The following is a 12,756-nucleotide window of genomic DNA, read 5'->3' as shown; positions in this document are numbered from 1 at the left end:
CGAAGGCTGCGATCTTTTGATTTTTTTACCAACGCATCCGCACCCCAAGGCTGCCAATCAACCCGTTCAAATCATTTTCAACCACATTGCTGCTGTAGTCGGCGCTGACATACAGGCTGACCGAAGGCGTCACTCTGGCCACCAACCCCAGACCCACGTCTACTGTCGATGAGTTGCGACTGCTGCTGATTTTGTCGACCTGATCCAGGCTCACTGTGTTGCCCGTGTACACCGTGTGCCACAAATTGGTCCGCACATAGGGTTCGACCGGCAGGCCGTTGATATCGTAATTGCCTTTCAAGCGTGCACCGACCCGACCGCTCCAGGAGGTCAGGTCGCTGGACGAGGCGTTGCCTGACCCGGCATATGGCGTATCCAGCGTGATGCGTTGATTGATCAACTGCGCCTGGGGTTCAACCACCCAGTTGTCGCCCAGGCCAATCGGGAAACCACCTTCCACCGACACTGTCATCGCGCTGCCTTCGGTGGTTTGTCGCACGCCCTGGTCGTTGCGGCTAAAACCGCTGACCCGGCCGCCGCTGGCCGTCAAGTCGACGTGCCAGCCTTGCGCCCCGGTCAGGCTCCAGTAGGCACCAAGGCTTTGGCCTTGAAGGTTGAGCGTGTCATGGCTGGGGTCGGCGAGGGCGCGGCTGGTCAGCAGGCCGTTGTCGTTGCCCTGGAATTGAGCGGTGCCGCCGATCAGTCCGACCCGCTGGATACTACCGCTGTTGCTTTGCACGGTCAGGAGTGCCGGGCCTTTGAATTCGCTGGCTCCGGGGATCGTGCCCTGGGTCAGATAATCGGTTTGTGCCTGCCGCGACGTCGGGCCATAGGCGTGGTCCCAGGCCAAGGGCGCGGCGTCTTCGATCGTCAGGCGTGAGCTGGGTAAGTCTGAGTTGACGCGTAAACGGTCAGGATATGTGGCGACGCCGAAGGGCAAGGTAATTGTCGGCAGTTGCTGGCTGTACCAGGGCGTTGTTTCGTCCTCGGCAGACGACGCTCGCACCTCCATGGATGAGCACAGCAGGAGTGAACCGGAGACGACGCAAAAAGTGAATTTTATCTCTTGTGGGGTGAATGAAGTTCTCATGGAGGTCTACCTTGCAATCGCATGCGTATCTCGCTGTGGCGTCTCTCCTACCCCGAATGAGGGGCGACCGAATGGATTGAGGCAAGGTCCGACCCGCCCGTTTACGGGTGTCTGGAGGCTTGCCCCTGATGGATTTCCGGGGGTAGTAAGGACTAGCTAAGAAGACCGATGACGCCGCGTCAAGAAAATGGCCGATAAGTGGTACGGCTATTTCAGACTCTGTAAGTGACTGATTATTGGCGCCGATCTAAGTTGTTGTTTGTGCGAAAAATCATCCTGAAAGGTGCAATCCAGACGTATTGGGTAGTGGGCTATCGGTTGCGTGACGGATGAACAGTGCAAAATCCATGAGCAAGTCCGTGACGTGATTACTGTCATTTTTTCTGCTTCAGGCCGCAGTTCTTGGCGCCTGTCGCTTGACGGTGTTACAGGCGTACCTCCACTGCCAGCGGCAAATGGTCCGACAGGTGCGTCCAGGGTTTGTAGCCGAGTATGCGCGGCTCATGACTGCTGGCATTGCGCAGGTAGATGCGATCCAGGCGCAGCAGGGGAAACCGTGCCGGGTACGTTTTCGCCGGGCGGCCGTGGTGGCGTTCGAACGCTTCATGCAGGTAGTCGCGTCGGGCGAGGGTGGCATTGCCTTGCAACTGCCAGTCGTTGAAGTCGCCGGCAATGATGACCGGGGCGTCCTCTGGCAACGATTCGAGTAACAGGCAGAGCAACTGCAGCTGGAGTTGTCGATGGCTTTCCAACAGGCTCAGGTGCACGCAAATGGCATGCACTTCGGCATGGCCCGGCACATCCAGCACACAGTGCAGCAAGCCGCGCCGCTCGGGGCCGGTGATCGAGACATCGAGGTTGCGAAATTCGCGGATCGGGTATTTCGACAGCAGGGCATTGCCGTGATGGCCGTCGGGGTAGACCGCGTTGCGACCGTAAGCGAAATCGCTCCACATGCTGTCGGCCAGGAATTCGTACTGCGAGGTCGGTGGCCAGTCGTTGTAACGGGAGGAATGCCGGTCATGCTCACCGACCACTTCCTGCAGAAACACCAGGTCCGCCGACGTACTGCGTACCGCTTCGCGCAGTTCCGGGAGGATGAAACGTCGGTTGAGGGCGGTGAAACCCTTGTGAGTATTGACCGTCAGTACTCTGAGTCGGCGAATCGCCGGGGGCGTGTTCGATGGCACTGATTCGACGGCTTGGCGTTCGGCATCGTGGGTCACGTTCACTCCTCTGAATCAGGGCTGCTGTATGTATGCGACTGATGCGTGGGCGAGCAGTTCAAACACATTCACCACACCCGTAGCAGCTGTCGAGCACCGCGAGGCAGCTGCTACGAGCGAGTCCGATCAGACAAACACAATTTCATACGGCAACCGCATGCGTTCCAGAATCACTCGTGGCAGCAGCGGGGCGATGCCGATCGCCGGTTCGCCGTCGAGCTGGCTGGCGTAGGCATAGGTGGCGTGGCTTTTGCGCGCGACAGTCCAGGTGTCGAGGCGTAGCTTGCGCGCGCGATGCCAGGGGATCAGCCCATGCTCGCGCATCGGCCAGTGCCAGGCCCAGACCGGTATTTCGTTGAGCGTCGCCCCTACCAGGGCGGCAGCCCTGGCGCTGGCACGGCCGACAGCGTCGTGGTCGACGATGCCGTCTTCGCGCCAGGTGGTGAACACCACATCGCCGGGGCGCAGGTAGCGGACGATGAATTGGGTCAATTCAGACTCTCGCTCGGCCAGAGCGTTGTCGGTGAAGCCGCCGCGAATCCACTTCAGGCTGTGCATCGGCAAGCCGAGTCGACGCAAGGCTTCGACACTTTCCTGGGGGCGGAACACGCTCAGGCGCTTTTCCGACCACTGACGCGACCCCGGATGGCTGGCGCTGCCGTCGGTGATCGAGATCAGTTGCAGAGGATGACCGAGGGAGCACAACAGTTGCAGCAGGCCGCCGCAAGTCACCACTTCATCGCCGGGATGCGGGGCGATCACCACCGCGCGAGCTCCAGCAGGGACCAGTGTTTCGGTGTTGATGACGGGGATGTTGTCCAGTTGTGGGGCGCTGTTCCAGATCTGCGCAGGCAAGCTGTTTTCGCTGATGGAAACCGGTCTCATAGGCGCTACGTCCTTGTTCTGTCTGGCCCTCAGTCGTGCGCAATGCTTGCGGGAGCAAGCCTGGCAGACCCGTGAAGGCGGGTAGATAGCAATGTGCGGCGCTCCGAACCCTGGATTGCCGCGGTCAGAGTATTGCCCATGAAACGCTATTCGTCGCCTCAGCCTTTGGTCTGATGCGGTTTTTTTAACCCAGGCTGTGTCAGGCTTCGCAAAAAGTCACCGAAACCGTCCCTTGGTAGCAGCTGCCGAGCCTGCGAGGCTGCTACAGATATTATGGTGATCACTCTCACTCTTCTTCCTCATGCTGCAGTTCAAACAACAGCAGCGAACGGCCGGTGACCGAATATTCGCGACCGAACTCAAAGCGTTCCTGGCCCCGAATCGACGGTTGATTGGTATCGATCATGCAGGTCCAGAAACCGCCGTCAGGCACTTCCGGCAGCAGGAAGTTGACGATGTCATGGTGCGCGTTGACCACCAGCAGCAGGGTCGCGTCGGCACCCTTGCGGCGAATGCCGGTTTCCTGGGCGCGGCCATCGAGCAGTATGCCCATGCAGCGACCGTGGCCTTCTTCCCATTGCTCATTGGACATTTCGCTGCCGTCCGGGGCCAGCCAGGTCACGTCCTTGACCCCGATGTCCTCGTTGTAATTACCCACCAGGAAGCGCCCGCGCCGCAGGATCGGATAGGCCAGGCGCAACTTGATCAGGCGTTTGACGAACTTGAGCAGCGCCTTGCCGTCTTCGCTCATGTCCCAATTGACCCAACCGATCTCGCTGTCCTGGCAATAAGCATTGTTGTTGCCTTTCTGGGTGCGGGCGAACTCGTCGCCGGCCACCAGCATCGGCGTACCCTGGGACAGCAGCAGCGTGGCGAAGAAGTTGCGCATCTGCCGCAGGCGCAGGGCATTGATCTCGGGATCGTCGGTGGGGCCTTCGACGCCGTGGTTCCACGACAGGTTGTTGTTGCTGCCGTCCTGATTGTTCTCGTCGTTGGCCTCGTTGTGCTTGTCGTTGTACGACACCAGATCGTTGAGGGTGAAGCCGTCATGGGCGGTGACGAAGTTCAGCGAAGCATACGGTCGACGGCCGCGCTGGTTGAACATCTCACCGGAGGCGGTCATGCGGCTGGCGAAGTCGGCGAGCTGGCCGTCGTCACCTTTCCAGAACGCGCGCACGGTGTCGCGGAATTTGTCGTTCCATTCGACCCAGCCCGGCGGGAAGTTCCCGACCTGATAACCGCCGGGGCCACAGTCCCAGGATTCGGAAATCAATTTCACCTGACGCAGCACCGGGTCCTGGCGACAGGCGACGAGGAAGCTGTGCCGTTCGTCGAAGCCGTCATGGTAGCGGCCGAGGATGGTTGCCAGGTCGAAACGGAAACCGTCCACGTGCATTTCCGTGGCCCAGTAACGCAGCGAGTCAGTGACCATTTGCAGCACGCACGGGTGGCTCAGGTCCAGGGTGTTGCCGGTGCCGGAATCGTTGATGTAGTAGCGTTTGTCGTCGGGCCTCAAGCGGTAGTAAGAGGCGTTGTCGATGCCGCGCATGGACAGGGTCGGGCCTTGTTCGTTGCCCTCGGCGGTGTGGTTGTAGACCACGTCGAGGATCACTTCCAGATTGGCGTCGTGCAGGTGCGCGACCATCTCCTTGAACTCGGCGATCTTGCCGCTGGCCAGGTAGCGCGGGTCCGGGGCAAAGAACGCAATGCTGTTGTAACCCCAATAATTGGTCATGCCTTTGTGCAGCAGATGCTGGTCGTTGACGAAGGCATGGATCGGCAGCAACTCCACAGTCGATACGCCGAGCTTGCGGATGTGTTCCAGCACGTCATCGACCATCAACCCGGCGAAGGTGCCGCGCAGGTTCTCGGGAACGGAGGGGTGAAGCATGCTGAAACCGCGCACGTGAGTCTCATAAATGATCGTCTTGTCCCATGGCACGCTGACCCGATGGTCATGGCCCCAGGTGTGGGCCGGGTCGATCACTTTGCACTTGGGCACGAAGGGCGCGCTGTCGCGCTCATCGAAACTGAGGTCGGCGTCGGGGTGGCCGATGGTGAAGCCGAACAACGCTTCGGACCATTTCAATTGGCCGACCAACTGTTTGGCATAGGGGTCGATCAGCAGTTTGTTCGGGTTGAAGCGATGACCGTTGGCCGGGTCGTACGGCCCGTACACGCGATAGCCGTAGATCAGCCCCGGATGGGCGTCGGGCAAGTAGCCGTGGTAGGTCTCATCGGTGTATTCCGGCAGTTCGATACGCTCCAGTTCCACCTCGCCGGCATCGTCGAAGATGCACAGTTCGACCTTGGTCGCGTGAGCCGAAAACAGCGCGAAATTGACCCCCAGGCCATCCCAGGTCGCGCCTGGCGGGAAGGGCAAGCCTTCACGGATTCGCGAGGCCTCGTGAGGTTCGGGCGCGGTTTTCTTTGGACTGGTCATAGCTGCTCCTGCAACGGTATTTTTCGAGGGCGAATGCGCTCTCGGTGGCGAGCGGGCTCGCCACGAAGTCAATCAGGACAAGACAGTGAAGCGTCAGACCTCGGGTGGTTTACGCGCGGTGCGCGGCTTTTTCACGGTGGTTTTTTCGCCCGGCGGGATCACTGCCGAAGCGGCAGCGGGTTTGGCTTTGGGCTTGGCGCGGGGTTTGGTTTCGAGGCCCTTGCCATTGACCAGCTTGCCGTCGGGCTTGCTGGCCGCGGGCTTGCTTGCGGTTTTGCTGCTGCTCGCTTTGGCTGGTTTGCCGGGCGCCAGGGCTTCGGCCTCGGCGAGTTTGCAGGCCATCTCCCAATGGCGGGCCTCCTGGCCCTCGGGTTTTCCTTCGGATTCCCAGATTTGATAGGCAAATTCGCGAACGCGTTTTTCGTCGGTACTCATCGCAATGCTCCTGAACTGAACTCAAGTTTGGGTAAAGAGATTGACCGGGAAATCCCCCAGCGCGGCGCCGACCATCAGCTCCTTGTGTTTTGTGACTGCGACGCTGGTAAAAAGTCCCTTCAGATTTTCTTCGGTGGTCGTGAACGGCAATTTGATTCGGGTATCGCCCCACAGCGACGCGTCAATCCGGGGGGCGGCACTGTTTTCCAGCAGTCCGGCACAACGTATCGGTACGGCCACGATTGCCCGTTTTCCCTGCCATTCTCGAGCAAACGCCAGTACCCGGTGAGCCTGGCTGCCAATCACTTCAAGGGCTTGGTAAGTGCCTTTTTGAAACAGTTCGGCATGCTCGGCACGCCGGTTCAGCGCCCGGGCGATCAGGGTTTGCTTGATGCGCCCGTCACGCCAGTTCGCCAACAGAGCGGGCAGGTCAAGCGGTAGGTGCATGGCCTGCTGACGGCTGACGTAATCCACCGGCCGGCGGTTATCCGGATCGACCAGCGAGAAGTCCCAGAACTCGTTGCCCTGATAGAGATCCGGCACTCCCGGCACGGTCATTCGCAGCAAGGTTTGCGCCAATCCATTCAGTGCACCCGGGACGGCAATGCATTGAGCGGCTGCCTCGATGGCCGCGCGCAATGGCTGACCTTCGGGGCTTAGCAGCAGGCGTTCGAGAAACCCGTGGGTCGCCTGTTCATATGCCTCGTTTGACGCGCTCCAGCTGCTTTGCAACTTGGCTTCGCGCAGGGCTTTGCGTTGCCACTGCCAGAGGCGTTTGGCGTAGTCCTCGAGCGCAGGTTGATCGTCGCTACACAATTCCAGTGGCCAACTGCCGAGGATTGCTTGATAGAGAATCAGCTCGTCGCCCGCCGAGGGCGCGCCGGGGTCGCTGCGCAGTTCGCCCGCGAGGGTTCGCCAGTGCTCGACCTGTTCGGCGTACCAGGCGCTGCGCTCGCTTAACACCGCCAGCCGCGCGCGGGTGTCTTCACCGCGTTTGTGGTCGTGGGTCGCGGTGGCCAGCAGGTTGTCGGGGAATTCGGCGAGGCGATTGGCGCAGGCGGCATGGAAGTCGGCAACCGGGGCGCTGAACTGCTCGGTGTTGTAGCCGACATCGTTGCGCGACAGCAGCACCGCCGAGCGATAAAGCGCGGTGTCTTCCACCGCTTTGGCCGCTGTCGGTGAGGTCAGTTGCTGGAAGCGCACGCACGCATGCTTGAGCAGTTTGCGTGGACGGCCCACCGGGCGCTTGCACCAGGGTTGGCCACCGAGCCAGCCGGCCAGGCAATCGAGCACCGGCCAGTCGGCCTCGCCAAGGGTTTGCCTGGCACCGGCCATGGCTTGCTGGAAAAACACCTCGTCCTGGGCCGCGCGACCCAACGGGCTGATGTAAGTGCGGTACACCGGGAAGTGCACGATCAGTTCCTGCAAGGCCCGTCGGATCGCGCCGAGGGTCAGGTCCCGGGTCATCAGGTCGTCCCGGGCCACTTGCAACAGGGCATGGGCAACACTTTCGAAATCCCCGGCGAGGGAACCGTTGAGAATCTGCTGGCGCGCCAGTTGTGCTTCCTGGCGGAAATCGGCGGGCCGTTCGCTGTGCCGGCTCCAGAGTTCACCCAAGGCCTGGGTGCCTTCGGGGTCGTGTTGCAGCAGCGACAACTGGTTCATGAATTCGTAACCGGTACTGCCATCGACGCACCAGTCGCGGTGCAGGGTTTCGCCTTCGCCGAGGATCTTCTCGACGTAGATTGGCAGGTGTCGGCCGGGTGCCATTCGATCGACTCGACGTCGCAGTTTGCGGCAGTAGCCACGCGGGTCGGCGAGGCCGTCGATGTGGTCGATGCGCAGTCCGTCGACCAGACCTTCGGCCACCAGCTCGAAGATTTTTGCATGGGTCGCTTCGAACACCGCCGGCCGTTCGACGCGCAGGCCGCCCAGTTCATTGATATCGAAAAAGCGCCGCCAGTTGATGTCGTCCGCCGCGGTGCGCCAACTGGCCAGGCGATAACTCTGGCGCTCCAGCAGGTTATGCAGGCGCTGGAAACCGTCGGGATTGAGCGAGTCGTAAGTGTCGAGGGTGTGCTGGATGGCGTGCAGAATGGCCGGATCACTGGCCAGTTCCCGCAGCTCGGCTTTCAGTGGAATCGCCAGGCTGTACACGTCGGACTGATAACTCAAGGTGTCGAAGCGGTCTGCCAGGGATTTGAGCCGTTCAGCCTGCTCGGCATTCAATCGGTCATCGGCCTTGAGCAGTTCGCCGTAGTCGGTGGGGCATATCGGGAAGTGGTGTTCATAGTGCTCGACATGAAAGGCGCCGCGCCGGGCATCGAAACGCAAGGGCAGGGTGCCGTCCTGCAAGGCGATGCCGTAGTCGCTACCCAGAAAAGGCAGCAGCAACTGGCCTTCCATCAACGGGTCGGGCGAGTGCCACTGAATGTCGAAGAACTCGCCGTAAGGGCTCAGCCGTCCCCATTCCAGCAAGTCGAGCCACCAGGGATTGTCGCCACCGCCGACGGCCATGTGGTTGGAAACGATATCGAGGATCAGCCCCATGTTCTGTTCGCGCAACGCAGCGACCAAACGGCGTAACGCCGCTTCGCCGCCCAGTTCAGGGTTGACCGTGGTCGGGTCTACCACATCGTAGCCGTGCATGGAGCCGGCGCGGGCGGCGAGCAGCGGTGAGGCATAGACGTGGCTGATGCCCAGGCTGGAAAAGTACGGCACCAGCGGGATCGCCTGATCCAGGGTGAAGCCTCTATGAAATTGCAGCCGCAGGGTCGCCCGCAGCGGCTGGCTGAGCGGTTGATTCATTGGTCACGCTCGGCCGCCTGAAGTCGCGCACAGGCGAGCAGTTCCAGGCGGCGGGCGGCGTCCGGATCATCGAGCAGGCTTTCGCTGTCGCCGGGCAATCGGCGGGACCAGTTGGGGTGGGTGTCGGTGGTGCCGGGCAGGTTGGCCTGCTGTTCGATACCCAGGGCATCCTCCAGTGGCAGCAACACCAGCGGCGCGCGGGTATGACCGAGGAAGCGGATGGCGGCGTCGAGCACCTGATCGGTTTCATGGGACTCTTCACGGAAATTTTGCGGGTCCTGGCTCAGCACCCGGCGCAAGCCTTCGCGCTCGCGTTCGCGATGTTGACGCCATTCGATTTCACCCGTGGCGTCGACCAGGCCCAGGCGTGCGCTCCAGTCGATATCGCGGCCATGCCACCAGCCATTGAGCGTCGGCAGGTCGTGGGTGCTGGTGGTGGCCAGGGCGTTGTCCGGCCAGTCGAGAATCGGTTTGAAGTGTGTGTTGTCCTGTTCGAACAACAGCACGCGCATGCCGAGGATCGAGCGCGCGATGAGTTTTTCGCGCAGGCCATCAGGCACGGTGCCGAGGTCTTCGCCGAGAACGATAGCCTGGTGCCGATGGGATTCGAGGGTCAGCAGGCGCAGCAGGTCGTCCACCGGGTAATAGAGATAGGCTCCGTCGCTGGGCGGCGCGTCCTTGGGGATCACCCACAACCGCTGCAGGCCCATGACGTGATCGATGCGCAGGCCGCCGGCATGGGCGAAATTGGCCCGCAGCATTTCGATGAACGCGCGAAAGCCGTTACGCACCAGACCTTCGGGGGAAAACGCGGATATCCCCCAACCCTGGCCGGTGCGGTTGAGGATGTCGGGTGGCGCACCCACGGTCAGGGAGGCGAGTAATTCGTCCTGGCGACTCCAGGCCTGGCTGCCGCCGCCGTCAGCGCCCACCGCCAGGTCGGCGATCAGGCCGATGCCCATGCCGGCACCACGGGCGGCGGTTTGTGCGCGCTCCAGGCTGCGCGCAATCAGCCATTGGCAGAATGCGTAATAGCCGATGCGGGCCGAGTTCTCTTCGGCAAATTGCGCCAGAGCGGCGCTGCGCGGGTTACGCCATTGCTCGGGCCACTCGCGCCAGTCGAGGCTTTCACCGCGCCTTGCACGGGCTTCCTGGATCGCTTCGAAGCGGCAATGATTTTCCAGCGCTTCGCCACCGGCGTGACGGAAGCTGCTGAAGTCGGCATGCAAGGGGTGTGCGCCGTGGGTGAATCCTTCGTACAAGGCTTCCAGCAAGCGATGCTTGGCCTCGGCGGCGGTGGGCCAGTCGATGAGCTGTAAGGTTTCCAGATGCTTGAGTTCGCCAGCCAGGCCCGTGGCGTCGATTGCGGTGCGCAGGGCACGCTCACCGAGAATCGCGCCGGGCGCTGCGTACAGGCTATTGAGAAACAGACGGCTGGACGGCGAGTAAGGGCTGTAGCGCTGGGTGTCGCCGCTGAACATCGCATGCAGCGGGCTGATCGCTAATGCTTCGGCGCCCCGTTCGCCGGCCACCCGGGCCAGATCTTCGAGGGCCTGGGTATCGCCGAAACCGCCATCGCCGGGGCGGCGCAGCGAATACAATTGCACGCTCAGGCCCCAGGCGCGCGGGGTTTGACTGTCAACGGCTTCGCCGACGCCGTAGCAGCGCTCGGGCGCCACCGCCAGGGTGAACGACTGATCGTCGATGCTGACGTGCTGATAACCCACCGGCACCAAACCGGGCAAAACAGCGTTGTCATCGAGCTTGAGGTTGAGCCGCGAGCCGTCTTCGAGATGGATCTCACACGGGGTTTGCGGTGCAAAGTAGTGGGCCAGATCAAGACCGACACCAACGTCACAGGTCAGCAGGGGCGGCAGGTGCCGGGTTTGCTGTGCCTCCTGCAGTTGCAGCAGGCTGGCGTCGATTTCCTGGGCGGTGCTGGCGGGATGGCCAAGCCCGGCCAGCACTGAACGCAGCACCGCCGGGGTAACTTTCTGTGGACGGCCATTGGCGTCGATCCAGTCGACGGCCAGGCCGGCTTGGCTGGCCAGTATTTCCAGTTGCGCATCGCTCATGGTCGCTCTCCATCCGGGGGTAGCAAAGGGGCTGCGGCTGTGAGGCTGACGAGCGCGCAATACGGGGCAAGGGTGCCCTGATCCAACAGACCGGCCGAGTGCGGCGGGTATTCGAACAGCAGTGTCGCGTCGGCCTGTGGGGAGTGGACCACGGGTGCGTCGCTGAGGTTCAGGTCAATGCGCAACTGACTGCCATCGCCCAGCCGCCAGCGTGCCGACACCGCGCCCTCGGCCAGTACCTGCGCGCCCAGCGCGTGGGCACCGGGCAGGTGCGGGATGATGTGTTGATGGCGGATTTGCAGCAGTCGACGATACAGCTCATGAATGGCCGGTTGCCGGGTGGCGGTCAGCTTCGGCCGCGACGCTTCGAAAGTCTGCATCGCGTTCGGGTCGGGAATCTGCTCGCGTTTGTGCGGGTCGGCAAAGGCGCTGAAGGCCGCGAATTCGTTGCGTCGACCTTCGCGCACCAACTCCGCCAGCTCACCGTGGTGGCTGGTGAAGAACAGGAACGGTTGTTCGGCGGTGAACTCATCGCCCATGAACATCAGCGGAATCATCGGCGACAACAGCAGTAACACGGTGGCAGCACAGAGGGCCTCAGGCCGGGCCAGTTGATGCAAGCGTTCACCAAAGGCGCGGTTGCCGATCTGGTCGTGGTTCTGCAAAAAAAGCACGAAGGCCGTCGGCGGCAAGTGACCGCTCGGCTCACCGCGCGGCGTACCGTGGCGGGTGATATGGCCTTGAAACACGAAGCCCTGGCTCAGGCAACGGGCCAGTTGTTCGGTGGGGTTTTGCGCATAGTCGGCGTAATAGGCATCGGTTTCACCGGTAAGCAACACGTGCAGGGCGTTATGGCCGTCGTCGTTCCACTGCGCGTCGAAACCTTGCTCCAGCAGGCTGGCCTGGTTGTGCTCGTTTTCTGCCATCAGCCACACATGCCGCGCCGGATTGATATGTTGGCGAACCCGTTGCGCCAGCTCTTGAAGGAAGTCCGGGTCTTCGATGGCGTGCACGGCATCCAGGCGCAGGCCGTCGAAACGGTACTCCAGCAACCACATCAGCGCATTGTCGATAAAGAAGTCACGCACCTCGCGCCGGCGGAAGTCGATGGCTGCGCCCCACGGCGTGTGTTGGTCTTCGCGGAAAAAACCTTTGGCGTAGCGATGCAGGTAATTGCCGTCCGGGCCGAAGTGGTTGTAGACCACGTCGAGAATCACCGCCAGGCCATAGCCGTGGGCCGTGTCGATCAGGTGTTTGAGTTGTTCGGGCGAACCGTAGGAGGCCTGCGGTGCGTAAGGCAGAACCCCGTCATAGCCCCAATTGCGCTCGCCGGGAAACTGCGCCAACGGCATCAGTTCGATGGCGGTAATCCCCAACTCGACCAAGCGCGCCAGATGCTGCTCGACCTCGCTGAAACCGCCGAGCGCACCAACATGCAGTTCGTAGATCACCGCCTCGTTCCATGGCCGACCTTGCCAGGCACTGTGCTGCCAGCGATAGGCGAGGGGATCGACCACCACGCTGGGGCTGTCGATATCGCCCGCCTGGGCGCGGGAGGCCGGGTCCGGCACCTCCAGTTCGCCATCGATGTTGTAGCGGTAGCGGGTACCCGCGGGACAGCGGGTCTTGATCACAAACCAGCCGTCGGCCTGAGGCAGCAGCGGCAGGGATTGTCCGTTTTCCAGCTCAAGACTGACGTAAAACGCATCTGGCGCCCACAAGGCAAAACGCGTGTGTTCAGCGTCCAGCATGATTGCGCCGTGGGGCCAGGTTTCAAGAGTCCGTAACGGCATC

8 protein-coding genes are annotated in these 12,756 nt (G+C 61.9%); all 8 read right to left on the bottom strand.

Annotated elements, in window-relative coordinates; genetic code table 11:
• Positions 1–25 precede the first annotated feature (25 nt).
• The 8 genes from FFH90_RS17040 to treZ all read right to left on the bottom strand — a co-directional run bounded on the left by FFH90_RS17040 (position 26) and on the right by treZ (position 12,755).
• Complete coding sequence (locus FFH90_RS17040; RefSeq protein WP_086946121.1) at positions 26–1,090, bottom strand: autotransporter outer membrane beta-barrel domain-containing protein; 1,065 nt, start codon at positions 1,088–1,090, stop codon at positions 26–28.
• A gap of 425 nt (positions 1,091–1,515) precedes the next feature.
• Positions 1,516–2,316: an endonuclease/exonuclease/phosphatase family protein gene (locus FFH90_RS17035; protein WP_018926127.1), complete on the bottom strand. Its 801-nt coding sequence runs from the start codon at positions 2,314–2,316 to the stop codon at positions 1,516–1,518.
• A gap of 126 nt (positions 2,317–2,442) precedes the next feature.
• Positions 2,443–3,201 carry a PIG-L deacetylase family protein gene (locus tag FFH90_RS17030; RefSeq protein WP_018926126.1) on the bottom strand — a complete coding sequence of 253 codons (759 nt, stop codon included), beginning with the start codon at positions 3,199–3,201 and terminating at the stop codon, positions 2,443–2,445.
• 286 nt (positions 3,202–3,487) lie between these two features.
• Positions 3,488–5,644 (bottom strand): glycogen debranching protein GlgX, encoded by a 2,157-nt coding sequence (gene glgX / locus FFH90_RS17025; protein ID WP_138867650.1) that lies wholly within the window; start codon positions 5,642–5,644, stop codon positions 3,488–3,490.
• A gap of 93 nt (positions 5,645–5,737) precedes the next feature.
• Positions 5,738–6,079, bottom strand: a complete 342-nt coding sequence (locus tag FFH90_RS17020) for a DUF2934 domain-containing protein (RefSeq protein ID WP_064618159.1) — start codon at positions 6,077–6,079, stop codon at positions 5,738–5,740.
• Between the two features lie 21 nt (positions 6,080–6,100).
• Positions 6,101–8,887, bottom strand: a complete 2,787-nt coding sequence (locus tag FFH90_RS17015; RefSeq protein ID WP_138867649.1) for a malto-oligosyltrehalose synthase — start codon at positions 8,885–8,887, stop codon at positions 6,101–6,103.
• Positions 8,884–10,962 carry a 4-alpha-glucanotransferase gene (malQ, locus tag FFH90_RS17010; RefSeq protein WP_138867648.1) on the bottom strand — a complete coding sequence of 693 codons (2,079 nt, stop codon included), beginning with the start codon at positions 10,960–10,962 and terminating at the stop codon, positions 8,884–8,886. Before malQ ends, FFH90_RS17015 begins: the two co-directional genes overlap by 4 nt.
• Positions 10,959–12,755: a malto-oligosyltrehalose trehalohydrolase gene (gene treZ / locus FFH90_RS17005; RefSeq protein ID WP_138867647.1), complete on the bottom strand. Its 1,797-nt coding sequence runs from the start codon at positions 12,753–12,755 to the stop codon at positions 10,959–10,961. Before treZ ends, malQ begins: the two co-directional genes overlap by 4 nt.
• Position 12,756: the final 1 nt, after the last annotated feature.

This window comes from Pseudomonas sp. ATCC 43928 (genome assembly GCF_005938665.2).
GTDB lineage: Bacteria > Pseudomonadota > Gammaproteobacteria > Pseudomonadales > Pseudomonadaceae > Aquipseudomonas.
Note: the sequence above shows the minus strand (reverse complement) of the source record. Positions and strands in the feature narration are given on the sequence as shown.